This window comes from Paenarthrobacter sp. 10L420 (assembly GCF_056395385.1).
The window spans coordinates 44444-68338 of sequence record NZ_JBFTJK010000018.1; the positions used below are offsets into that span (position 1 = coordinate 44444).

Here is a 23895-nt window from a genome sequence, read left to right on the forward strand (position 1 = left end):
TGGCACCCCGGCCTGCAGGAATCGGTGTCCGACCCTAGTGCGGGTCGACAACCGAGATCGATGGCCAGGTCATGGCAATGGCTCCCCAGGTGGTTCCTCCGCCAAAGGCAGTCAGGACCACCTTGTCCCCGGGGCTCCTGTGGCCTTTGGTTCCGGCGTCGGTCATGGCCAACGGGATGGATGCGGCTGAGGTATTGCCCACCCTGTCCAGGTGGACCTCGGCCCTGGATTCCGGAATGCCGGTCACCGAAGCAACGGCGTTCAGAATCCGAAGGTTCGCTTGGTGTGCAATCAAGGAATCCACGTCGTCGGCAACCCAATCAGCGCTTGCGAGCACTGTTTCCACAGAACCGGACATCGCCGCGACTGCCTGCGTGAAAACCTCTTTGCCCTGCATCTCAAAGAATGAACCCGGACTTTCCGGCACATGGATAAGGGTTTCGCCCTTGCCATCGGAGTGCAGCGTTGAAGCCTTGATGGCCCCAGGTTCGTCTGCTGTTCCAGCCGACAGATAAGCCGCGCCCGCTCCGTCCCCGAAGATCACCGACGTGGTCCGGTCCGTCGGATCGAGCAGGCGGGTGAAGGTGTCCGCCCCGATGACCAGTGCCGAGTCCACGGATCCTGAACAGATGGCCCACGTGGCGGTAGTCAAGGCGTAGACAAATCCGGAGCAAACCGCGGACACATCGAATGCAGCGATGCCCTTCAACCCCAGGTTCGCCGCCACCTTGGGTGCAGTGGCCGGGCAGACCTTGTCCGGCGTCGAGGTCGCCACAATCAAGAGCCCAGCCGAATCGACGCCGGCACTGGCCAAGGCGCGCCGCCCGGCCGTGGTGGCCAGGACGCTGGTGCTTTCCGTTTCGTCAGAGTGGCGGCGTTCGGCGATGCCTGTCCTGCGCCTGATCCATTCGTCCGAGGTGTCCATGACAGCAGACAGGTCCTCGTTGGTGACCACCTTCCTGGGCAGTGCTCCGCCCAATCCCCGGACTACGGCAGATGCTGCACTCATCTCTCATCCCCCACGGAAGCACTTGCTGCCGCAACCTGGGACGGCAGTTGGTGGGCAACGCTGCAAACTACTTCGCCGCCGTCGAACGTTCCTACGACGTCGGCGCAGCGCCACCATCCGCCGTCCTTTTCGATCAACCGGCTCTTGTGGAGCCCCACGGCAAGGCCGGTCCCCTGCCCGCCCCCATTCTTCGGGCAGGAGCCGTTGAGTGTGATGCGGGTTTTGCGCATCCACAAGGTGTTGCTGTCCGCGCGCTTCATGGAATCGAGCCGGTACAGGAGAACCTGTCCCAGCTGCAGCGAGGCAACGAAGTACTCGACGGCGGACAGCGCCTGCGGGTAGGCGGCCTCCAGCCCGCGGCGGTCATCCAAGCGTCGGGACAGTGAGGACTGCTGGCGGAATGAGAGCTGGGCGCGGGCCGTTCCTTCACCGGCGTCTCCTTCACTCGGTTCCAGGACGACATCCAGCAGCGAAACCTGCCGTTCTGCCCACAGCCCACCGTAGAGGCGCGTGCCGGCGTCACCCACCAAAGCTTCCTCGGACGGCGATTGGACGGACGCGAGCCCGAGCTCGGCGTGCTCATGGGCTACTTCCAGCACGGCGGTCATGGACGCAACTGAGCAGCGAAGGACCGAAGCGTGTCCCAGGTCCTGCAGCGTCGCCCGGCATTCGAGATCGCCCAGCGTACCTTCCACAGGCTCACTGCCACCCGAGATGGTCACCAACGCCAGGTAGGCAGCAGGCAACAGTTCGGGTGAATAGCGGCTGGCCAGCAAAGCCTCTGCCATCCTGGCAGCCAAAACAAGGACATCCGTAGTGCCAAGGTGCGGGGTTTGCTCGGAGTTCCCCTTGAGGGACCACGTACCTTCAACGCCAAGAGCGGCGCGGGCCGTGAGCGCGGATTCGGAGACCGTATGGTTCACGCGGAGTTCCCGCAGCCTCGGATTGGTGGTCTTGTAGCCGTGGCTGAAGAACCGACCGCGACCATCGCCCAGGAGTTCGTCGATGGAGGCGTAACTCCGGGTGCTGGAGCGTAGGGCAAGTGGCATGGGTATTCCTAGGATCGTCATCGGCGGTGATCCCAGAATCCATCGCGCAGCCGCCGGCAACCAGTGTCCGTGGATGGTGGTGGTGGGAACACCACCCTCACCGCTGTGGGCGTGTCTCTGTATGTCTGGACAGTAGGCTGGACCTGTTCCACCCAGAACCGCTAAGAAGGGACTTCAGTTTTGGCTTACATCACCGTCGGAAACGAAAACAGCACCGAGATTGAGCTTTATTATGAGGACCACGGGACGGGCCAGCCAGTGGTCCTTATCCACGGGTATCCGCTGGACGGTTCATCCTGGGAGAAGCAAACTGCTGCCCTCCTGGACGCCGGCTACCGCGTCATTACCTACGACCGCCGAGGCTTCGGCAAGTCCAGCAAACCCACGGTGGGCTATGACTACGACACCTTCGCCGCAGACCTGAGGACCCTCCTGGAAACGCTGGACCTGAACGATGCCGTGCTGGTTGGCTTCTCCATGGGAACGGGAGAGGTTGCACGCTACGTCAGCACCTACGGTTCGGCCCGGGTGGCGAAGGCCGTCTTCCTCGGTTCGTTGGAGCCGTTCATGCTGAAAACCGACGACAACCCGGACGGCCTTCCGCAGGACGTCTTCAGTGGGTTGTATGAGGCTGCCAAGGCCGACCGCTACGCCTTCTTTACCGAGTTCTTCAAGAACTTCTACAACACCGAAACCTTCCTGGGGACAGAGCGCCTCAGCCAGGAATCCCTGGACGCCAGCTGGAACCTTGCCAGCCAGTCGGGTGCCTTTGCTTCCGCAGCCGCGCAGCCCACTTGGCTGACCGACTTCCGTGCAGACATCCCCAAGATCGATGTTCCCGCTTTGATTGTTCACGGCACCGCGGACAACATCCTCCCCATCGACGTCACGGCGCGCCGCTTCAAGAATGCACTGCCCAGTGCCGAGTACCAGGAGATCGAGGGCGCACCCCACGGTCTGTTGTGGACGCACGGCGCCGAGGTCAACGAAGCCTTGCTGACCTTCCTCAAGAAGTAGCGCTCCCTACTTTTTGAGGCGGAGCTTCCGGGCTTTCCGGCTACTGCGCAGGTACTCCCGCTGCGCGGCGTCGGCCTTTGCGCGTTCTGCGGCATGGAGCAGGCCGTAGGTGAAAGCGCTGCTACCGGCACCGGAGGCAGACCCCAGCTTCAAAAGCTCGGCACGGGCCATGGCGCTGTCCTGATGTTCACCCAAAATGGTCTGGACATCATGGGCAGCGTCAGCGAGCTTTGCGGCGCGCTTCCCGTGGACACTTTCAGCGGTGGCTGCAGCGAAGCGCAGCTTCTTGGCCGTCTTGCGCACATTGTGAAACGCCGTGTCACGTGAAGGCCCGACGGCGGCACCCACCGCTGCGTCGTGGCGCTTGGCGAGGCGTTTGGCCGTTTTGTTGACGAGTTTCACTGTGGTCTTGCGTGCAGGCCCGGTTCCTTTCGGCGCAATGGCGGGAGAGTCCAGGAAGGCTTCGAGCCCATCCAGGAGCCTGAAATAGCGGGGGCTGTTGAGCCGTGTCCTGATGGCTGCCATCGCCGTGTCCGCCCGAACCTTCATCCGCTCATCCAGCTCAGCGTGAAGAGAACCCAAAACCAGCTTCATCGGCAGTTCCTCCGCATCCTTTCGGAGCCGCTCATGGAGGACCTCCACGTCCCGGTAGCGTCCAAGCGTCTTGGCCAACGATTTCAGCTCGAGCTCAAGTTCCTGAACCGGGGAACCCTTGAAAAGCTTTCGGTAACTATGGAGTACCGAGCGGATCCGCCGGGTCAACGAGCGCATCTCATGGACGGAATCGTTACGGTTCATTCGCACATGCGCGTCCTGCAGGAGCAACTTGGCCACCTGGGCGTCGAGGTAGTTCAGCACAGGCACAACGGCCGGACCCTTTCGGCTGGGGACCTCGCGGCCGGTCCCCTTGGCACGCGGCCAGGAATCTCCCAAAGCTGTTGCCAGTTTGGAGGTGCGTTCGCTGAGGCTCGCCCCGGCCTCGGTGAGCCGGGCTGCGACGGCATCCAGGATGTCGTCAGCATCGTCCGTGTGCCCACTACCGTTGAGTTCCACTTCCCATTCGCGCCACTGTTGTTCATTGGGATCACCCAGTGAAACATGTGCCCGCACGTGGTCGTCCACGAATTCCGCCACCCGGCCGCCGTCGTCCTGGTAGAGGGGGTAGCTGGTGCGCTCGGTGTTGAGGGTGGCAACTGCAATGACCGCGTGTCCGCGCGTGTACGCAAGCACCCGATCCATCAGTTCCACCGGCACGGTATCGGCTTGGCCCAGGGGCGCGTGGATCTCGGTGCGACGTCCTGGGCTGTGGGGAAGCTTGAGGTGCCAGCCGGCGTCGGGACCTCCGGTGCGCCGCCGCAACGTGATTCCGCGGGCCGCGAGCGCGAGATTGCTGGTGTCGAAGTAGACCGCTTCCAGGCTATGGGTGGCTGGCTCTCCCACCCGGGCCACGCCGTCGATCTTTTCAAGTGTGGGAAGCGGCGTGGAAGGATCGACGTCGAACTTCCGTTCTTCCTCTACGTTGCTGGACGTGGCCATCACTTCTCCTTGCTGGAGCTTTTTCTTCGTGGCACCCGTGGAGGCCGGCCCGTTCGCTGGCCGACCTCCAGGGTAAGAGGCTTAACCGGAAGCCGTTAAACCAATGCTCCTCCGCCTTCGTCCACATCGCCACCGGTTACTGTGCCGCGCCAGGCTCCGGTTTCGTGCCCTTGGGCCTCGATGAACTTCTTAAACTTGTCCAGATCTGCGCCCACGCGCAAACTGTCCACTCCCACTGCCGAGCCGGCCTTTTCGGCGAGGGTGTCCGGCTCCCAGTCGATCTCCACGTTGACGCGGGTATGCCCGGCATCCAACGGTTCAAAGGTCACCGTTCCCGCATTGCGCGGGCCGTCCACGCTCGCCCAGCTGACCAGGGAATCAGGCACCTGCTCAATGATTTGGGCGTTGTATTCGCGCTTCACGCCACCCACGTTCGTTGCGAAGTGGAGCGCCGTATCATCGATCTGCTGCACGGACTCCACCCCGTTCATGAACTCGGGAAAAGTCTCGAACTGCGTCCACTGGTTGTAGGCCACGGACACGGGTACATCTACTTCAATTGATTTATTGACGGTAGCCATGGGTTGTCGCTCCTTCAATGTTCTCTTCTTGTACGGACTCTTTTGAGTTGGGTAATGCCGGCGGCGCGCCAGCCGGCTGGCTGCATAACCGTTGGCGCGCCTGTCTTATGGGGCGCGCCGGGGTTACGGCCTAACCTGCGTCGAAATCCTCTTCGTCGTCGTCCTTGGGTGACTGGTCCCGTGGCAGATCATTGCCACTGCCATCGGCCAGTGAGTCAGCAGGCTGGTCCAGATTCTGCTCGGCCTGGGACTGTTCGTCGATGCCGCCAAAGCGGCCTGCCCCCGGTTCGCCGGCGCTGTCTGAGTCCTCAGGATCCAGGTGGCTGAGATTTGGGGCACCGGTTACGTATGTTTCGCCATTAGGGCTGTCCTCGCTCAAGCCGGCTTCGCTGAGATCCTCTTCCACGCGAGGCTGCGCTTGCGATCCCCCCGCTTCCTGCTCTGCTGTAGGGGTGCCGTAGCCCCCCGCTTCCTCTTCAGGCGTGGCGTTCTGCTTGTCCATGTGACCTGTCCTTTCCATGCGGTGGAACGTGTTAATGGAACACTTCGAACCTATAAGGACGGTTGGCGACGTGTCCATGCTTTGAAGAAATTAGTCAGCAAACTTAGCAATTTGGTGCTCGAGGCGCTATCGTGGCAGCCCGGATTCGTAAGCCACGAAGTCCGGACGCAACACCACCTCCTGTGAACCCATCATCGCTATGTCCTCCCACAACACCAGGAACGATCCCCTGTGCCACCAACGCATGAACTGCGCCACCGGCCAGGGCTGCGTCATCCCTTGCCGCTCAAATCCAAGGAATGATGTCGCGGTGCGCGGACTGATGATGATGCCCACCAAACGGGCTCGGCTCAGTAGCTGGGTTGGCGTCGCGTCCAGTGCGAAGCGGGCGTCCGAGATTTGCCCCAGCAGCTCACCGTTGCTGTCCACTACCCTCGTTCCCAACACGTCATTCAGGATCATGTCTACCTCCCGGAATCCGGCCGATGACACGGTCCCGAAGCCACCGCTCCACCCATGATGCTTCGAGCGAGTCAGAACGCACTCCAACCGTAATAACAGTGTCCACGCCGGAAACCGCATCCCATGGAATACGAATCAACCTGTTCGACGGCGGCCTGCCGCCGAAGATCCGCGTGCCCAGTATTGCGCCTGTTAGCAGTGCAGTAATAGTGGGCGGTTCTGCGCCTTCCGGGATGGGCTCGTCCGCCGCGGGACCGCTCAACTCGAGGTCGTCCACGGTGGTGACAGGTACGCCGTCGACGTCCAACACCTGCCGGTCCAGCAGGTGGAGCTGGGCGTCCAGGACCAACCCGGCCGGGCGCGGCGCAGGCCTGATTTCCCTCGGCTGGATCCTCTTGCGCTTGGCGGCACTCATGCGCCTGCTCCTGTAACAATCATGAGCGGAATGGCCGCCAAGGATGCAGCCAGGATGATCACCAAATACACCATTCCGGCAATATTCACTGCCCTGTTGTTAACGTGCTCGCCCATATATTGGGGATCGTTCGCGACAATCAGGATCGGTAGATAGGTGAGCGGAAGGGCGATCGCGGAGAACACCACCGAATACTCCGTCACCAGGATGGGATCTACACCAGTGGCGAGGACTGCGGCACCTGCCAGAAGGACCACGATCATGGAGATATGGAACCTGGCTGCCTGAGCCGGGCGGCGGAACTTTCCCCACGACCAACCAAAGAACTGCGCCAACGTGTAGCCGCTTGAAAGCGTCGTTTCCAGAGCCGCCCCGAATGTAGCGGCCACAACGCCCAAGATCAGCACAGCCAGCGCTAACTGGCCTCCCCCCTGAGCGACGGGCAACGCCACTTGCGAAAGCGTAGTGACGCTGATCCCCGCAGGCAGGAGGACGACGGCGGCGCAAGCGGCGATTGCCACGGAAAGGAACCCGCCCAGTGGGAAACCAAGCAGGACATTCATCCGGGCTTGGAGCAGATCCTTGACCTTCCACCTTTCCTCCACAGCGCCCGAGGAGAAGAAGAAGACCTCATAGGGTGTCATGGCAGCCCCGAACAGTGCGATGGCGAAGTACCAATAGACCCCTGAGCCCTCCTCCTGTGGGACCGACGGTGCGAACGCCTGGCTGGCCAGGACACCCCAATCGGGCTTGAGCAGGAAAAGCGCCACAGCAAAGACGACCAAGGAAAGTCCCACGAGCCCGGCAACGTTTTCCATGATCTTGAACTTCACGCGCCAAATCACCAGCCACACGGCCAGCAACGCAACGGGGACCCAAAGCAGGTAAGCCACGCCGCTGGCCAACTGCAGGGACAAGGCGATGCCGCCGATCTCGGCGGTGACCGTCATCAGGTTGATCAGGAAGGAAGCGGCAAGGTTGGCCAGCCCGGCACGCGGCCCCATGCGCTCACGAATGACCTCGAAGGTTGCCCTGCCTGAGACGGCTGCCACTCGTCCTGACATGTTGGCAAAGAGGCAGATTCCGACGACGCCGACCACCACCACCCACGCCAGGGAAAGCCCAAAGCGTGAACCTACTACGGCATTGGTCACCAAATCCCCGATGTCAACAAAGCCCCCGATCGCCGTCAGGATGCCCAGGGCAACACCGAGGAGCCGCTTCACTGGATGCCGGCCTTGGTCATGAGGGCTTTGAGCTGATCGGTGGCACTGCGCAACTCACCCAGGACTTCTGGCAGGCCGTGCGCGCCTGATCCCGATTGCCCCTGTTCAGGGCCGCCGCTCGGGGCAGTCAACGCATCACGGGCATGGAGCAACGCGCGCGAAATCGTGGCGAAGGAGGCCAGCATGTCATCCCGAAGCGACTTTTCCTCCTCAGTGGGGGCTGTGAAACCTTCAACTTCATCGGCAGCCGACTGGACCTCGCCCAGCATGTCATCTGCCGCAGTGGACCCGGCAGCCGCCGTCGTGCTGTCCTTGATCCTGAGGTCCACAGCCAGGGTGGCGGCTTGGACGGCGGAAAACACGTCCTTCGCTGGTCCCTTAAGCGCGTCGGGGGAAGGCCGCTGCGAGCACGCGGTCAGCACCCCGGCGAGTACCGCCAGAGTCAGGAGAATCGACGCAAGGCGCCTGCCATTCGAGCTCACGATGGCTGCGGAATCTGGCAGCCGGCTTGTGGATCCATCCCCGTGTAATTAAGGGGCCCGGCCACAATATTCAGGGCGATGGTCGCAAACTGCGAACACTGCGCGGGTGGGGCGTTGTAATAGCCGCGTTGACCGGCCGCTATTGCTCCAATGACGAGCCACACAACTACGAACAGCCCAATAATTGAACCGATTCGCATTTCTTCCCCAATCGATAAAACGGGAAACCCAGGTATTACTACTTTCTGGGTGGCCAAGGGCGCGGTCGGGGCGGGGATTCCTACCCTGCCCGCGACCGCAAAACCCATGTCAATCCGAAGGATTGGTTTCGGTAGTCAAACCGCGATCATCTGCGGTCCGCTCATCCTTTTCTTCTGCCGGCCCGGGTGGATTCGCTGATTCATTCCCTCCAGCATCGGCGGCATCTTCCGAACCTTCCCCGGATGCGTCGCCAACAGGTACCTGATCGTTGGAGGCGGGTGCCCCAAGATCACGGGGGATCGGATGACCTGGTGTCGTGATCCCATCGTGTACCTGGCTGAAGCCGGCAACTTCGGTTGGATCAGTTGTCATACGCGCGACCGGCCCCGGCCAAGAACCCAGCCAATAAGGGCCAAGACCAGCAAGATAATTCCTACCCACAGCAGGAAACTCAGGGCCTGGTTAAAACCGCCAACAAGCAGCAGCACGATCGCAATGACGCCGGCAATCACCAATAGTGTGTTCATCTAAGCTACGCATCCCTTCAAACAAATTTGTCCAGTTAGGAAGGCGTCCGCTGGGACTCCAATTGGAGCTCCACCCCAAAGCAACGGGCACCGAACGGAGAAATGATCTCCTTATTCCGTACTTACCCCAAATGACAACAGTTCAAACAGAACCGCTGCCCTCCGAAGCACGTGCACAGCATCATGATAGGCGCGCGCTCTGTCCCGGCGAAGTATTTCGACAGGAAACTTAGTACCTCTTCGCCGAAAAGGCTCCGAGTGCCTGGCTGATCTCCCGCGCAGTACCCGCAGCGGCCTCGCCGTACTCCTGATACTTGGCAGGCACGATCCTGCTTGAAGGCCCGGAGATGGAGATTGATCCTGCGGCCACGCCGCCTGGTCCCAGCAAAGGAACCCCGATTGAGGTGATTCCCGTACTGAGGCCCTGTTCATTAATGGAGTATCCGCGCACGCGGGTTTCCCCGATCATGGCCCGGAGTTGCGCCGGGTCAACGACGGTTTGCGGTGTTAGGGCTTCAAGGGGTGTGGCCAGATATTCATCGACGATTTCGTCCTCAGCGGCGGACAAGTAGGCAATCCCGGTGGAGGACGCGTGCATCGGCAGCCGGGACCCCAGGGGAAGGAAAGCCCTGAGGACATGCGGCGTGTCGAGGCGTTCGATGATCAGCATGTACCCTCGGTCCGGGACTGCGAGGTGGACAGTCTCCGTGGTGTCCAACTGCAATGCGTTCAGAGGGCCCATGGCGGCGTCGCGGATGACGGATCCGCTGCTGCCACGGCTGGCCACAGCAAAGGCATGGTTGGTCAGGACCCACTTTCCCGCCTGGGCTTCAGACTGTGCCACCCATCCCAATTCCGCCAGGGTCCTCAGCATGCGAAGGACCGTAGCCTTCGGGACGTCCACCTCACGGCTCAGCTCCGATAGCCCTGCCGGCTGGTTGTCCGACACGGCTTCTAGAACCCGTATTGCCGTGACCACACTCTGGGTACTCATTCGCACTCCCCCTTGACCACTCACTTTCTTATGCCCTACGGTACAGGCGATTTCCCAGAATGAACCATTGGTTCATCCAGTGAACCGACGATGTTTGATTGGAGAACGGTCTTGGAACAACAAATAACTGCCCTCGCCATCTTTGTGGGCGTCTTCGTCCTGGCCACCCTGCGCAAAGTGCACATTGGCGTGCTCATGTTTGCAGCGGCTGCCGGCGTTGGCGTTTGGATGGCAGGGATGACCATCGACAAAGTGGTGGCGGGCTTCCCCATCGGGATCCTCGTCCTGCTGGTAGGTGTCACGTATTTCTTCTCGATCGCCCAGGCCAACGGAACCATCGACCGCATCATCGAGATGGCCATCACCAAAGTGGGTGACCGAGCCTTCTTTCTGCCCATCGCATTTTTCGCGCTCACTATCGGCATCTCGGCCATGGGCTCCCCCTTGGCAGGCTTGGTGATGGCCCCCATTGGCATGCCACTTGCCAAGCGTTATGGCATTGACCGCATGCTGATGGGGATCGCCATTGGCTCCGGCCTGAGCGCAGGTGGCTTCGCGCCAACCAGCCTGTACGGCATTGTCACGTACGGCACAGCCCGGGCAGCGGGAATCGACCTTGATCCCCTGGTCCTCTTCAGCGTCGCCTTGGGAACCAATCTCCTGTTGCTGGCAGCCGCTTATGTCATGTTCGGCGGGTTCAAGCTACTCAACACGCGTACTGCTGACGGTTTCGGCACCCAGCTGCCATCCTTCAGCGCTAACCGCCCGACGCCGTCGCACCCCTTTGAGCGCGAAGGCAACATTGCGCGGGGCAAGCAAACAGCCGTCCAGGTCCTTGACCCGGCGGTGGCGGCGGAAGTACCGGCGTCGGCCTCAAAGCTCAACCGCAACCAGGCCATCACTGTGCTGTGCATGGCCGGGCTGGTTGTCACCGTCATCCTCATGTCGGTCCTGGGCTCAAATCCGGACATCGGCGTTCTCTGCTTCGCGTTCGCCTCAGTCCTCACCCTCTGCGATCCGCAGTCCGGGAAATCGGCTGTATCGAAGATCGACTGGTCCACAGTGTTGCTGGTGGGCGGGATCATCACGTTCGTCGGAGTCCTTCAGACCATGGGAGCGGTCGCAATGCTCGGCGAAGCAGCGGGCGCCGTCGGGACTCCCCTGCTGGCCGCGCTGGTGATCTGCGGGATCGGCGGACTCATCTCCGCGTTCGCTTCCACCACCGGAATGCTGGCTGCATTGGTTCCCCTGGCACTGCCACTCGTGGCTTCCGGAGACATCGCTGGGTGGGCTGTCATCGCTGCGCTGGGTGTGTGTTCCTCGATCGTTGACGTCTCGCCGTTCTCGACCGTCGGCGCCACCTTCGTGGCCACGGTCGATGCAGATGAGCGGCCCCGCATCACCAGGCTCCTCACCCGTTGGGGGCTGTCCATGGTGGTGGTCGGGCCCCTGCTGCTGGTCGGTGCGCTGGTGGTTCCGTCCAGCCTCTAGCTTCCTTTTCACACTCTTCTATGCACTCAAGTCTCCTATGCACGAAAGGTGCCCACCATGCTCAAACCACTCCGCGGAATCACCGTGGTCGATCTTAGCCGAGCCCTCGCGGGACCCTACTGCACCGCACTCCTGGCCGATATGGGTGCCCGGATCATCAAGGTAGAAAGCATCAATGGGGGCGATACCGCCCGCCAATGGCCCCCGTTCCAAGATGGCCACAGCCTCTACTTCGATTCTGTGAACCGGAACAAATCCTCTGTATGCGTCGATTTCTACTCAGCCGAGGGACGCGACATCCTCTCCACGCTGATCGCCGAGGCCGACGTCCTGGTGGAGAACTTCAAACCCGGCACCCTTGAGAAAATGGGGTTCGCCTCTTCACGATTGGACGAACTCAATCCCGGGCTCGTCGTCGGATCCGTCACCGGGTTCGGCAACACTGGGCCTCTTAAGGACGACGCCGGACTGGATCAGGTCATCCAGGGAATGTCCGGACTGATGTCGGTCACGGGGTCCGGTGCCGGCGAAACATACCGGGTTGGGATACCGATCGTGGATATCACCTCCGGAATGGTGTGCGCGTTTGGGATCCTCGCAGCGCTGCTCGGGGCCCGCAATGGTGTGAACGCCAGCAGGGTGTCCACTTCACTTTTGGAAACCGCGTTGAACCTGTCTGCTTTTCAAGGACAGAAGGCGCTCAGCCTCGGCGAAGCGCCCACGCCACAAGGGAACAACCACCCAGTCATCGCCCCTTACGGCAAGTTCGCCACCGCCACCGAACCCATCAACATCGCAGTGGGCAGCGACAAACAGTGGAAGGAATTCTGTGGCTTGTTAGGCATTCCCTTGGCTGTAGAGGATCCCCGCTTCATCACTGGTGCAGACCGATCAGCCAACAGGCAGCTGCTTACCGAACTCATCGAAGCTGCCTTGGCGGGCAAACCAGCTGCCGAATGGGTGTCCTTGATCAGCCAGGCGGGTATCCCCTGCGGTCCCATCTACGACTACGTACAGGCGCTGGCTTCCGAGCAGGTTGCCGCTCTGGGTCTTGTCCAGCACACCCAGCGGCGGGATGGCTCTGAGCTTCCACTCCTGCGCGGGCCACTGAGCTTGGACGGCGAGGCCAGCGAGATCGTGTCGCCCCCGCCGCTGCTCGGCGAACACACCACCGAAGTACTCATGGAACTGGGAATGACGCACGACGACGTCACCCGGCTTGGGCGGGAGGGTCGCGTTCTCTGCGGGCCGGCGTCGGTTTCGGCACAGATTGGAGTCCTGCGATGAGCACAGTTTCCCAGGCTTCGTCTGTTTCCCCTGTTTCGCATGAGGGCGTTGTGGGCGTTGTGGGCCTTGTGGGCCGCATGGCGGTTTCGGTGGCTGGTGGCATAGCGACCGTGGAAATCTGCAACCCTGCGCAACGCAATGCCCTCACCAAGGCCATGTGCCTGGAAATCCAGGAGCTGATGCCCCGGCTCGAAGCCGATCCCGAAATCGCTGTGGTGGCTCTGCGCGGTGCGGGCGACACCTTCTGCGCAGGGGCTTCCATCAGCGAACTCTCGTCCGTGCTGTTGGATCCCCAGGCGGACGGTTCGGTGGTTGACCACCTCAGCCTGGCCGATCACGCCATTGCATCGCTTTCCAAACCGACCGTAGCCTTGGTTGACGGAGCCTGCATGGGCGGAGGGTGGCAAATCGCCTCGGCCTGCGACTTCATCATTGCCAGCGAGCTCGCCGTCTTCGGACTGACCCCGGCCAAAATCGGCATCATCTACCCCCGCCCGGGCATTGAACGGCTGGTCCGCTTGGTGGGGCACGCCAACGCCAAATACATCCTCCTTACTGGGCAAACATTTAGCGCAACGCAAGCCCAAGCGCTGGGTTTGGTGGCCGACGTCGTTCCTTCCGAATCCTTTGAGCAACAGTGCGAGGCGCTTCTTGGTTCCCTGCGGAGCCGCTCGCGTTTCTCGGTGCATTCCATGAAGCGGCTGGTGGACCTGGAGGCTGCGGATGCTTCGGACTCGGGACAGCCTGACATTGATCAGGAGTGGGCTGCCGCCTGGTCCGCGATGCCTGACAGTCCTGACATGGAGATCGGCATCAGCGCCTTCCTGAACCGTGAGCAACCCCGGTTTAAGTGGCGGCCTCTTGGGTGAGCAGGGCTTGCCCGGGACGTGATCTATGCCTCGATCAGGGACAAGACCGGCCTTTCCTCCGTTGGAATAGAGACGACGGGAGGCCCCATGCTCATTGTTCTGACAGGAATAGACGGTTCAGGAAAGACGACCGCGGCCCGCGCCTTGGTGGATTCGGCTCGCGCTGAGGGGCGGAACGCGCTGCTCCTCAGCAATCACGCCGCACGCCGAAGGATGTCGCTCCTTTCGGAGCGGTTCGGGTGGAAGTTACCGACACGCGGTGCCGATTTTATTGAGACGTGCATCCGCCTGGGCAACGTCCTTGTTTCACATGCACGAGCCCGGAACTTCAGCGGTCTGGTGGTCATGGACAGGCATCTGTACTGCCAACTCGCACTGCGCCGCGCTGCTGGTTTGGGCCGGGGCCGGCTGCTCCCCTGGCTGATGGAAAAGCTCCCCGGTCCGGACCTCATAGTCCACTTGGACGTTGACCCACGCCGTGCTCATGAACGGGTCATGGCGCGGGGCACGGACCACGAAGAGCTAGCGGATCTGGAAGCTTTCCGGGCTGCGTACCGCTCGCTCCCGGAGTTCGCCGACTTCCTCGGGGTTGACGCCAACGGAACGCCCGACGACGTGTTCGCCAAGCTGAACCGGGTGCTCGCCGCGAAGGAACCGGTCCGCGTTTAAACCCCAACTGGCTGGCAGTAGTGGTTGTTCTGAACGCTGGGAGCAACCACTACTGCCAGCTACTTTTGAATCTCGGGCCGGCGATTAGTCGCGTGGGCGCATCAGGGGCGGGTTCAGGACGGCCTTGGTGGGGTGGCCCGGCGTCTGGCGCGCTTCCGGGGCGAGACGGAACAGCGCGGCCGGGCGGCCGGCGTCGCCCGTTGTCATGCGGCCAGTGTCCTCAAGGAAGCCAGGAGTCCCTGTAGCTTTTCGGTGGAAGTTGCGCGGGTCCAGGCGGGTTCCCCACACGGCTTCGTACACGGCCCGGAGATGGGCGATAGTGAATTCCTCGCCGCAGAAGGCTGCGGCCAAGGGTGAGTATTCAAGCTTGGACTTGGCGCGTTCCAAGGCGTCGTCGAGGATTCTCGCGTGGTCGAACGCCAGCTGGACGCTGCCGTCCAGAACCTGTTTCACCGGGTACCAGCCAGCCTGCTCCGCATCGCTGCCGGCCGCGAGAACCGGAAAGTCCGGCGCCAGCAACAGGTGGGCAACGGTGAGGACGTCGCCCCGGGGGTCGCGCCCCTTCGGGCCGTAACTCCCCAATTGCTCCAGGTGTCCGGGGAGATGCTCGACGCCGGTCTCCTCCGCGAGCTCCCGGCTCGCCGCCTCGAGCAGTTCTTCGCCGGCGAGTACGAAACCGCCCGGCAGGGCGAGCTTGCCCTGAAACGGCTCGATCAGGCGGGTAATGAGCAGGACGTTCAGCCCGCCGTCGCGAACGGTTAGGGCGACGACGTCGACGGTCACCGGAAAGCGCACGGGCGCCGCATGGGATTCAGGCATGAAGCAATCGTAGAGACTTAATCGTCACCTTGACAATAATCCCAGGCCAGCCGTACTGTTTTAATATCGTCAAATTGACGATAAAGAAACGAAAAGGAGAGCATCATGGCCACCATCAAGCGCTACCCCTGGATCAACCACTTCCTTGGGAGCCCCACTGGCTACGTCGTTCACCTGCAGAAGGGCACGGTGAAGCACCAAGGAGTGGGGCAGGCATTCTGGTTCCGGCCCGCGAACTCCGTACTGAGCGAAGTTCCCGTTGACGATCAGGAACTGCCCACGCTGTTCCACGCCATCACCCGCGACCACCAAGACGTGAGCGTGCAGGCCAATGTGACCTACCGCTTCATCGATCCTGTCGCCGTTTCCACGCGCCTCGACTTCGGCCTGCAAACAGCCGGATCCGCACCGGCAACGGGCCGGGAGCAGGTGTCCACGATCATCGGCCAGCTCTGCCAGAGCCACGCGATCGACCAAATCGCCGCCACCACGCTCGCCGAAGCACTCGAACGCGGAGTCAGCCAACTACGGATGGTCCTTACCGATGCCCTGCGGGCCGACGCCAGGCTCCAGTCCACGGGTATCGAAATCCTCGGTGTCCAGGTCCTCGCGGTGCGGCCCGAGTCCGACGTCGAACGCGCGTTGCAGACCCCAGTGCGTGAACGGCTCCAGGCCGAAGCGGACCGGGCCGTGTACGAGAGGCGGGCAGTCGCCGTCGAGCGTGAACGTACGATTTCCGAGAACGAGATGGCGAGTCAGATCGAACTCGCAGTGCGGCGTGAAAACCTGGTGGCACAGGAAGGAGCCAACGCACGTCGCAGTGCCGAAGAGAAGGCGGCCGCCGGACTCATCGAGGCCCAAGGATCCGCGGAACGAAAGGGAATCGGCGCGGCCGCCGAAGCCAACCAGATCCGACTGGTAGGTGAAGCAGCCGCAGCCCGCGAAGCTGCCACCATGGAGGTTTACCGCGGAATGGAGCAGGCTACCCTGCTGGCCCTGGCACTCAAGGACGCAGCTGGATCCCTTCCAAACATCGGGAACCTGACCATCACTCCGGACCTGCTGAGTGGAGCGCTTGCCGGCCTGTTCAAGGAACCGACCGCGATCGTCACGCCGGAAGCCAAGTAGGGACAGGTCATGGCAACCCCACGCGTCGTTTTCGTCCACCGACGGACCGAACTCCAGGAGCTCCTGGACCGGCACGCCACCCGCGGCCAAGCCGAATTCTTCCTTCGCACCCGCGGCCGGACCATCCAGGATGTTCAGGACCGGCACGATCGCCTCACCGCCGCCCTCGCGACGGTCCGGGCAGCAGTCCCTGCCGAATGGCGGCAGGCCGAAGTGGAACGAGCTGACCTGAGCCGATTCCTGCTCACAAGCGAGGACATCATTGCCGTGGTGGGGCAGGACGGTCTGGTGGCGAACGTAGCCAAGTACCTGAAAGGGCAACCGGTCATCGGAATCGATCCTGAGCCCGGCGCCAATCCCGGCATCCTTGTCCGGCACACACCGTCGGCCGCAGCTACGTTGCTGGGTTCGGGAGATATTGCACGGCTTCACTGCCAGAACCTCACCACCGTGACAGCAACGCTCGACGACGGCCAGCAGCTTTCTGCGCTGAATGAAGTTTTCATCGGGCACGCTTCGCACCAATCAGCGAAGTACTCAATCACTGCGCCGAGCTTCACGAATGCGGTCGGGCAAACCGAGCGGCACTCGTCGTCGGGCCTTATCGTTTCCACAGGCACCGGCGCTACCGGATGGTGCGCCTCGATCGCCTTGGAACGGGGCGGACGGGCACTGCCCGCACCCACAGACCCCCGGCTGGCCTGGTTCGTTCGCGAGGCATGGCCCTCCCCCGTCACCGGAGCCTCCTTGACTGAAGGTCTGCTCGAAGCCGGCGAGGTCCTTCGGATCACAGTGGCCTCGGACCAGCTGGTGGTGTTCGGCGATGGCATGGAGGATGATCGGCTGACCGCCTCGTGGGGGCAGGAAATCATCGTTCAACTGGGGCAGCGACCCTTGCGGCTGGTTGCCTGAATCTCCGGCTGACAAGGGAATTGATAGGCATAAACTATCGATGCCTCTGAAACCTCCCTATACCCAAAGGACCCCACACCGTGGACACGCGAAAGCTCAAGTACTTCCTCGCCGTCGTGGATCACGACGGTTTCAACCGCGCGGCCGAGCATCTTCTGATCGCCCAACCGTCACTGTCCCAAACCATTGCGAGCCTTGAGAAAGAGCTCGGCGTTCCCCTGTTCCATCGGATTGGCAGGCGCGCAGTCCTGAGCGAAGCCGGCAAGGAACTCGTGGGCCCGGCTCGCCTGGTGATGAGGGATCTCGATGCGGCCCAATCTGCCGTCCAGTCTTTGAGGGGAATGCGCAGCGGCCGACTGGACATCATCACGATGCCCTCTCCCGGCATCGAACCTTTAACCTCCATGATCGCCGCTTTCACCAAGCTCCATCCGTGGGTCCGACTCAACGTGGGCGCCGCTTTCACGCCGGAAGAAGTGATCGAGTCCGTCCGCAGCGGCAGCAGCGAGATCGGCTTGGCGGGCTCGCCTACCAAAATCAAGGTGCCTGGCGTCGAAGTCCTGGAGCTTGAGCGCCAACCCCTGATCTTGATCGTCAACCCACAAGCGGACACGTTCGCGCCGAAGGACACAGCCATCCAACGCGAGGACCTCGGCAATCATCGCCTCATCGTCAGCCAGCGTGGGTCACTCATGCGCTGGATGGTGGACGACGCTTTGGCGCACGGCGTGGAAGTGGAGATCGTGGTGGAAGTCGCCCACAGGACGTCCATCCTTCCGTTGGTTCTGGCAGGGGTCGGTCACGCTGTGATGCCGTCGTCATGGGCACCCACGGCGCATAAGGCGGGCCTGAGGACGCTGTTGATCGAGCCAGTCAATTATCTGGATGTCGCTGTGCTGAGCCGGAAGGAAAATCTCACGCCTGCTGCCAGAGCGTTCTTGGACGTGGCAAGCAGTTACGGCGGAAACTGATAGGCACTACCTATCAGCCGTATCGAAACTAAGTCTTGGACGCCAATAGGCGCTGAACCGTCTACTTGAAGAGGAAGAACAGTGTGACCCTGCTAACAGGCCCACTGCTAATAACTCAACGAGGAGGTCCGCATGAGCGCCACCCAGAAATTCAGCATCGCATCGATTCCCGCAGATGGTGTGGGCAAGGAAGTCGTTTCCGCCGGACGCCGCGTGTTGGATGCTTTGGCTGAGAACTCCAACGGCAAGTTCGCCTTCGAATGGACCGAGTTCCCTTGGGGTTGCGGCTACTACAAGGAGACGGGGCAGATGATGGACCCCAAAGGCCTGGACGCCCTCAAGGATTTCGACGCCATCTACTTCGGAGCCGTCGGCTGGGAGAACGTCCCGGACCACATCAGCCTCTGGGGCCTGCGCCTGAACATCACGCAGAACTTCGACCAGTGGGCCAACATCCGCCCGGTCAAGTTCCTTCCAGGCATCCAGTCCCCGCTTCGCAAAGCGGACAACATCGAACTCGACTGGATCGTTGTCCGCGAAAACAGCGAAGGCGAATACGCCGGTCTTGGCGGCCGCAACCTGAGCGGCCGCGGTCCCGGCAACGAAGTCGCTTTGCAGACCGCGCTTTTCACGGAAAAGGGCTGCGAGCGCATCATGCGTTTCGCGTTCGACCTGGCCCGGACCCGCACGGTCAAGAAGGTTTCCTCCGTCACCAAGTCCAACGCCCAGCAGTATGGCATGGTCCTCTGGGACGAAACCTTCCAGCGCGTCGCCTTGGACTACCCTGACGTGCAGACAGAGAGCGTGTTGGTTGACGCCATGAGCGCCAAGTTCATTCTCAAGCCCGAGGACCTGTCCGTGGTAGTTGCCTCCAACCTGAACGCCGACATCCTCTCGGACCTCGGCTCCGCGCTGGCCGGCAGCCTCGGCCTGGCCGCGAGCGCAAATCTGAACCCGGAGCGCCGCTTCCCGTCCATGTTCGAGCCGGTTCACGGTTCCGCACCGGATATCGCCGGTCAAGGCATCAGCAACCCGATTGGTGCGATCGCCAGCGCGGCACTCATGCTGGACCAATTCGGCCTCCACGAGGAGGCCCGCCGCGTCGAAGCAGCGATCGAGCAGGCAACCGGTTCCGGCCACCTGACCCGGGACGTTGGCGGCGAGGCCACCACGGACGACGTCACCGAGGCCATCATCTCTGCCCTCACCCACACTCTCGCGGCAGTCTAACCCAACAGAGTAAACGTTCGACGGCGGTCAGCCGGCCGCCGTCGAACCTCCCCTTCAGCTTCTCCAGAGACATTCCACAACGAGGTAGGAATCATGGAACACATCACCGCCGGCGCATCGCCAGCAGATAAGAACATGCCACGCAAGACCCGCTGGTATCGGCAGTTGTACTTTTGGGTGCTCACCGCGATCTTGGTCGGCATCCTCCTGGGCTGGCTCGCTCCGACCGCGGGCATCGCCATGGAACCCATCGGCACCACGTTCGTGAACGCAATGAAGATGCTCATCGGCCCCATCGTGTTCCTAACCATCGTGGGTGGTATCGCCAGCGTGGCCGATCTCAAGAAGGTGGGAATGACTGGCCTGAAGGCCCTCACCTACTTCCAGATCGGCACCATCTGCGCCATGGTGTTCGGCTTGGTGGCCATCAATGTTTTCCGGCTAGGAGACGGCGTCAATGCGGATGCCAGCAGCATCAAGACCTCCGAGTCCGCCGCGAAACTGATCGACGCCGGGCAGCACCAGGAGTGGTGGCAGTTCATAACCCACATCATTCCCAACAGCATCGCGGGCCCGTTCGTTGAGGGCGACATCCTGCAAATCATCTTCATTGCTGTGGTGTTCGGCATCGCCCTGAACGCCATGGGCAAAGTTGGCGCACCGGTGCTGGACGGCGTCCAACGGCTGACCGGCGTGATGTTCAAGATCCTCGGCTTCATCATGAAGGCCGCTCCGCTGGGTGCTTTCGGTGCCATGGCCTTCGCTGTTGGCAAGTACGGTGTTTCGTCGCTGACCAGCATGGGCGGATTGATTGCCCTCTTCTACGGCACCTCCATCCTGTTCGTGATTGTGGTGCTCGGCTCCATCATGGCCATGCTGCGGCTGAACATCTTCACCATGATCCGGCACCTTAAGGAGGAATACATGCTCATTCTGGGCACCTCCACGGCTGAGCCTGCCCTGCCTGGCCTGATGCGCAAGCTGGAACATGCCGGCGTGAAAAAGGAGACCGTTGGCCTGGTGGTGCCTACCGGTTACAGCTTCAACCTGGACGGCGCCGCTATCTACCTTTCGCTCGCTGCCCTGTACATCGCACAGGCAACCAACACTGAGCTGACCATTGGCCAGCAGCTCGGCCTGCTCGCGGTGATGCTCCTGACGTCAAAGGGTGCAGCAGGCGTTGCCGGTGGCGGTTTCATTGCCCTCACTGCCACGCTCACTACGCTCGGTACCATCCCCGCGGCCGGAATCATGCTGATCTTCGGCATCGACAAGTTCATGTCGGAGTGCCGCGCCCTGGTGAACTTCACCGGCAACGCCGTGGCCACTCTGGTCATCGCCCGCTGGGACCGCACACTGGACACCGACCGAGTCCGCCGCGTCTTTGCCGGCGAGACCGTGGAACCGATGCCCGTGGATAATGCGATCGTCGCCCCTGTGGAGGAGGAGACAGAGCCGGCCGAGGCACCCAAGGATTCAGCCGCCGTCGTGCCTTCTGGACCAGCTGCCTCCGTCGACCGGCGCCCCGTCTACTCGAAATCCCTCTGACATGCACAACTCCATCGCCCCGAAGACGGTGCTCATCGCCCCCGACAAATTCAAAGGCAGTCTCACCGCCGGCGAGGTTGCGGAAGCCCTGGCTGCCGGACTCCGTGCCGCCAGTCCTGTCGGGGCGCTTGGCTGCGAACTCCTTCCACTCGCGGACGGAGGTGACGGCAGCGTCGATGCCGCCGTCGCCTCCGGCTTCGGCCGCTACAACTGCACCGTCACCGGTCCCACGGGCCATCCCGTCCAGGCAGACATAGCGTTCGACGGCGCCACGGCAGTTGTGGAGGTCGCGAACACGTGCGGATTGGCCGTCCTGCCTCAAGGTGACTTGGCGCCGATGGAGTCCTCAAGCCGCGGTTTCGGCGAAGCTGTGCTGTTTGCTTTGGGCCTCCGGCCGGTGCGTTTGGTGCTGGCGCTCGGCGGCAGTTCCAGCACCGATGGTGGAATGGGGATGCTCACCGCGTTGGGCCTCCGGTTCCTGGATGTGTCCGGTCTCTCGCTGCCAGGCAACGGGCGCTCGCTCTCTCAGGTGCACTCGGTGTCCGGCTCGTTGGTGCCGGAACTGGCGAATGTGGAACTCATCCTCGCGAGCGACGTCCACAACCCGCTGTGCGGTGCCGACGGCGCGCCCGCGGTTTTCGGGCCGCAGAAAGGCTGCTCCCCCGCCGATGTTTCAACGCTCGACGCCGGTCTGACGCACTTCGTCTCGGTGCTCGCCGACGCGGGGTTTGCGGACACCGGCTTAGCTGAATCGCCAGGCGCGGGCAGCGCCGGCGGTATCGGCTTCGCCTGCCTCATGCTGGGTGCCCGCCAGGTTTCAGGCGCCGACTACTTCCTGGACCTTCTGGACTTCGACACCCGCAAGGAGAACTGCGATCTTGTGATCACCGGCGAGGGCAGCATCGACGAGCAGACCCTGGCCGGGAAGCTGCCAGCCGCCGTCGCCCGCCGTTCCGGCACCCGGCCCATCATCGCTGTCGCCGGCCGCTCGCTGCTGCCGCAGGAGCGCTGGGCCGAGATGTCCTTGTCCCGCGTTTATGCACTGGCTGAGTACACCTCGCTGGACTCCTCGAAAGACCCTTTGCTTTCAGCGGAGTTGCTTCAACAGATCGGCAGGGAGATTGGCGAAAATGTGCTGGAGGCTGTTGGCGCTTAGAGGCCCGCGTGCGCCGCAGCTGGCCCGGAAACCGGGCCAGCCATTCCGCCGCTACGCCAGTTCTTCGCAGATGTCCCGCTGCTGGCCTGAACTACTCACAAGAGTGAAAACGCCCGTAACAGGATCGATGTCGTAGACCAATTTTCCGATGTAATGCGTTGTCGTAGGCCCCGCAGGAATGTCCGTCTGAAACAAAATCAGCCCGTTATGGCCAGTTGCCGTGACCGTGAGCGTCCCATCGGCATTGACCCGCGTGCTGGCTACCGAACCGTCAGTCCGGATCGTGACAGACTTCCCGGTATCCAGGTTGGTGTAAGTCAGGAGGACGCCCTTGCCGGCTTCGAGGAGTCGCACCACGTTGCCTTCTTCGTCCTTGAATTCTCTTGTTTGGATGATGCCGCCAGATCCTTCAAGCAGCAGCGCAAACGAACAACCCTCCCCTGCTGAAAGGGATATGGGTAATTGCAAGGCGGCTGCCGCCGGCACGGTGGGGTAAAGCATGGCAGCGACCAGAACTGCAACCGGCGCAAGCCTGAGCGCGTTTTTGATTTTCATGGGGTTCCTCGATTTCGAGCGGAGCGAGTGTATTCCGCGGCACCATCCATGGGTTGTGGAAGGAGACCAAGTGCCTGCGCTCACGGGACAAGTCCCTAACAGCGGCCATTCCCCGAGACCGCCTGGCCGATGCCAGCGAAAAGGGGCATCGGGCGAGAGATTACTCTCCATCGAATAGAAAAACCACACGTTGCGGCCTTCTGAAGAAAATCAGCCCGAGCCGTGAGGCGAGCGGGCTGATCGTGGTGACAGCAGTCTAGCCCCGGCTACCGGCCAATCCCCGTCACTGCTGAAGGAAGCACGCGCCCCGCCCAGCAGTGACGGCATGGTCAGGCTCAGGGAGTTTCCACGTTATGCAGCAGCCTGCCTGCTTTGACGATCCTGGTGCTGATTTCGTTCGCGACTGCTTGGGCGTCGATGCTGGTAACGCGCCGAACCCGGCCCTCGGAATCCGGGGTGAACGTGCTCAGGCCAGTCGAGTCGCCGTCGCACGTGATCGAGACCGTACCGGGTCCGGACACTTCGAAAAGTTCCGGTCGAAGCAGCGTCAGGACCGTGATGGGGTCGTGGGGAACATTCCATTCCTCGTTCCAGAATGCCCACCACTGCCGGATATCGGCGTCGAGCGCTTCCCCTAGCGGGCCGGCCGCAGCGATCAGTTCGAGCTGGTCCCGGCGCATCTCCACTTGGCGCGTTACTTCAAGGCCGGTGACGGTGATGTTGAGGGCGGAAGCGAAAACGGTCCGCGCTGCTTGGTCATCACTGCGGAAATTGTGCTCGGTTTGGCCCGTGCCGAACGCTCCGCCCATGATCCACAAATGCCGAACATTGCGCTCGAACGTTGGATCAGTTTCAAGGGCCGCTGCGATGTTCGTCAGGGGTCCAATCGCTATGAGGTCGATCTGTCCCGGATTGTTGGCGACTTCCCGCACCAAATACGCCACGGCGTCCTCGGACTCGATGCTTTCCCGCGGGAGTCCGTCATGCAAGGAACCTTCGTGACCGGGCCACCACACTTCACGGCCTGACTTCGGGCTGGCAATTCCCTGATACACGGCGATATCACGGCCCGACAGTTTGCCGAACCGCTTTGCGAGCCGAGCCCGCAGCAGAGTGTCCCCGTACACCGTGGTAACGCCAAGGAGTTCAGCCTCGGGTGAGCCAAAGATCAGGGCCAAAGCCAGTGCGTCGTCGACGTCGGATCCAATGTCAGTGTCAAGAATGATGCGGTGCTGAGCACCCATGGTTGTTCCTTCTGC

General features: G+C 62.0%; 25 protein-coding genes. 11 read left to right on the forward strand and 14 right to left on the reverse strand.

The features are described from left to right. Positions 1–34: 34 nt before the first annotated feature. Both AC1DD5_RS20850 and AC1DD5_RS20855 read right to left on the reverse strand, forming a co-directional pair. On the reverse strand, positions 35–1009 hold the full coding sequence (locus tag AC1DD5_RS20850) for a beta-ketoacyl-ACP synthase III (RefSeq protein WP_477522652.1): 975 nt from the start codon (positions 1007–1009) through the stop codon (positions 35–37). Further along, complete coding sequence (locus AC1DD5_RS20855; protein WP_477522653.1) at positions 1006–2058, reverse strand: AvrD family protein; 1053 nt, start codon at positions 2056–2058, stop codon at positions 1006–1008. The genes AC1DD5_RS20850 and AC1DD5_RS20855 overlap by 4 nt, the downstream gene beginning before the upstream one ends. 180 nt (positions 2059–2238) lie before the next feature. Between AC1DD5_RS20855 and AC1DD5_RS20860 the strand changes: the two genes are divergently transcribed. Beyond that, the gene (locus AC1DD5_RS20860) at positions 2239–3075 is read left to right on the forward strand and encodes an alpha/beta fold hydrolase (protein WP_477522654.1); all 837 of its coding nucleotides are present in this window, start codon (positions 2239–2241) and stop codon (positions 3073–3075) included. 6 nt (positions 3076–3081) lie between these two features. Here the strand turns inward: AC1DD5_RS20860 and AC1DD5_RS20865 are convergent, their stop codons facing one another. The 9 genes from AC1DD5_RS20865 to AC1DD5_RS20905 all read right to left on the reverse strand — a co-directional run bounded on the left by AC1DD5_RS20865 (position 3082) and on the right by AC1DD5_RS20905 (position 10001). After that, complete coding sequence (locus AC1DD5_RS20865; RefSeq protein ID WP_477522655.1) at positions 3082–4611, reverse strand: CYTH and CHAD domain-containing protein; 1530 nt, start codon at positions 4609–4611, stop codon at positions 3082–3084. Between the two features lie 95 nt (positions 4612–4706). Then, a complete protein-coding gene (locus AC1DD5_RS20870; RefSeq protein WP_477522656.1) occupies positions 4707–5192 on the reverse strand; it encodes an SRPBCC family protein in 486 nt (161 codons plus the stop codon). A 130-nt stretch (positions 5193–5322) separates the two neighbouring features. Continuing rightward, on the reverse strand, positions 5323–5694 hold the full coding sequence (locus AC1DD5_RS20875) for a hypothetical protein (protein WP_477522657.1): 372 nt from the start codon (positions 5692–5694) through the stop codon (positions 5323–5325). Positions 5695–5820: 126 nt separating this feature from the next. After that, a complete protein-coding gene (locus tag AC1DD5_RS20880; protein WP_477522658.1) occupies positions 5821–6156 on the reverse strand; it encodes a PRC-barrel domain-containing protein in 336 nt (111 codons plus the stop codon). After that, positions 6143–6571, reverse strand: coding sequence for a hypothetical protein (locus tag AC1DD5_RS20885; RefSeq protein ID WP_477522659.1), 429 nt, complete (start codon positions 6569–6571; stop codon positions 6143–6145). The genes AC1DD5_RS20880 and AC1DD5_RS20885 overlap by 14 nt, the downstream gene beginning before the upstream one ends. Then, entirely contained in the window at positions 6568–7797 is a 1230-nt protein-coding gene (locus AC1DD5_RS20890) for an Nramp family divalent metal transporter (protein WP_477522660.1), read from the reverse strand. The genes AC1DD5_RS20885 and AC1DD5_RS20890 overlap by 4 nt, the downstream gene beginning before the upstream one ends. Next, on the reverse strand, positions 7794–8279 hold the full coding sequence (locus AC1DD5_RS20895; protein ID WP_477522661.1) for a hypothetical protein: 486 nt from the start codon (positions 8277–8279) through the stop codon (positions 7794–7796). Before AC1DD5_RS20895 ends, AC1DD5_RS20890 begins: the two co-directional genes overlap by 4 nt. 569 nt (positions 8280–8848) lie before the next feature. After that, a complete protein-coding gene (locus AC1DD5_RS20900; RefSeq protein ID WP_216926527.1) occupies positions 8849–9007 on the reverse strand; it encodes a hypothetical protein in 159 nt (52 codons plus the stop codon). A gap of 229 nt (positions 9008–9236) precedes the next feature. Further along, positions 9237–10001 (reverse strand): IclR family transcriptional regulator, encoded by a 765-nt coding sequence (locus AC1DD5_RS20905; protein ID WP_477522662.1) that lies wholly within the window; start codon positions 9999–10001, stop codon positions 9237–9239. Positions 10002–10112: 111 nt separating this feature from the next. Between AC1DD5_RS20905 and AC1DD5_RS20910 the strand changes: the two genes are divergently transcribed. From AC1DD5_RS20910 to AC1DD5_RS20925, 4 genes are all read left to right on the forward strand, one after another. Next, complete coding sequence (locus AC1DD5_RS20910) at positions 10113–11492, forward strand: SLC13 family permease (protein ID WP_477522663.1); 1380 nt, start codon at positions 10113–10115, stop codon at positions 11490–11492. Positions 11493–11549: 57 nt separating this feature from the next. Next, on the forward strand, positions 11550–12779 hold the full coding sequence (locus AC1DD5_RS20915; RefSeq protein WP_442003220.1) for a CaiB/BaiF CoA transferase family protein: 1230 nt from the start codon (positions 11550–11552) through the stop codon (positions 12777–12779). Beyond that, positions 12776–13648 carry an enoyl-CoA hydratase/isomerase family protein gene (locus AC1DD5_RS20920; RefSeq protein WP_442003221.1) on the forward strand — a complete coding sequence of 291 codons (873 nt, stop codon included), beginning with the start codon at positions 12776–12778 and terminating at the stop codon, positions 13646–13648. The genes AC1DD5_RS20915 and AC1DD5_RS20920 overlap by 4 nt, the downstream gene beginning before the upstream one ends. An 87-nt stretch (positions 13649–13735) precedes the next feature. Further along, a complete protein-coding gene (locus AC1DD5_RS20925) occupies positions 13736–14317 on the forward strand; it encodes an AAA family ATPase (RefSeq protein ID WP_442003222.1) in 582 nt (193 codons plus the stop codon). Between the two features lie 84 nt (positions 14318–14401). Here AC1DD5_RS20925 and AC1DD5_RS20930 read toward each other — a convergent pair whose 3' ends face one another. Continuing rightward, positions 14402–15136, reverse strand: a complete 735-nt coding sequence (locus AC1DD5_RS20930) for an NUDIX hydrolase (RefSeq protein WP_442003223.1) — start codon at positions 15134–15136, stop codon at positions 14402–14404. A gap of 105 nt (positions 15137–15241) precedes the next feature. On the opposite strand from AC1DD5_RS20930, the gene AC1DD5_RS20935 reads away from it, so the two are divergent. The 6 genes from AC1DD5_RS20935 (at position 15242) to AC1DD5_RS20960 (ending at position 22081) form a co-directional block, all read left to right on the forward strand. After that, positions 15242–16264, forward strand: coding sequence for an SPFH domain-containing protein (locus AC1DD5_RS20935; RefSeq protein WP_442016128.1), 1023 nt, complete (start codon positions 15242–15244; stop codon positions 16262–16264). 9 nt (positions 16265–16273) lie between these two features. Further along, positions 16274–17176: a diacylglycerol kinase catalytic domain-containing protein gene (locus AC1DD5_RS20940; protein WP_442016127.1), complete on the forward strand. Its 903-nt coding sequence runs from the start codon at positions 16274–16276 to the stop codon at positions 17174–17176. A gap of 80 nt (positions 17177–17256) precedes the next feature. Then, positions 17257–18147: a LysR family transcriptional regulator gene (locus tag AC1DD5_RS20945; RefSeq protein WP_477518933.1), complete on the forward strand. Its 891-nt coding sequence runs from the start codon at positions 17257–17259 to the stop codon at positions 18145–18147. A gap of 132 nt (positions 18148–18279) precedes the next feature. Continuing rightward, the gene (locus tag AC1DD5_RS20950; RefSeq protein ID WP_477522664.1) at positions 18280–19377 is read left to right on the forward strand and encodes a tartrate dehydrogenase; all 1098 of its coding nucleotides are present in this window, start codon (positions 18280–18282) and stop codon (positions 19375–19377) included. A 93-nt stretch (positions 19378–19470) separates the two neighbouring features. Then, entirely contained in the window at positions 19471–20925 is a 1455-nt protein-coding gene (dctA, locus tag AC1DD5_RS20955) for a C4-dicarboxylate transporter DctA (protein WP_477522665.1), read from the forward strand. A gap of 1 nt (position 20926) precedes the next feature. Further along, complete coding sequence (locus tag AC1DD5_RS20960) at positions 20927–22081, forward strand: glycerate kinase (protein WP_477522666.1); 1155 nt, start codon at positions 20927–20929, stop codon at positions 22079–22081. 51 nt (positions 22082–22132) lie between these two features. Here the strand turns inward: AC1DD5_RS20960 and AC1DD5_RS20965 are convergent, their stop codons facing one another. Together AC1DD5_RS20965 and AC1DD5_RS20970 are read right to left on the reverse strand one after the other, a co-directional pair. Further along, positions 22133–22636 carry a hypothetical protein gene (locus AC1DD5_RS20965; protein ID WP_477522667.1) on the reverse strand — a complete coding sequence of 168 codons (504 nt, stop codon included), beginning with the start codon at positions 22634–22636 and terminating at the stop codon, positions 22133–22135. Between the two features lie 335 nt (positions 22637–22971). Beyond that, complete coding sequence (locus AC1DD5_RS20970) at positions 22972–23880, reverse strand: nucleoside hydrolase (RefSeq protein WP_477522668.1); 909 nt, start codon at positions 23878–23880, stop codon at positions 22972–22974. Positions 23881–23895: the final 15 nt, after the last annotated feature.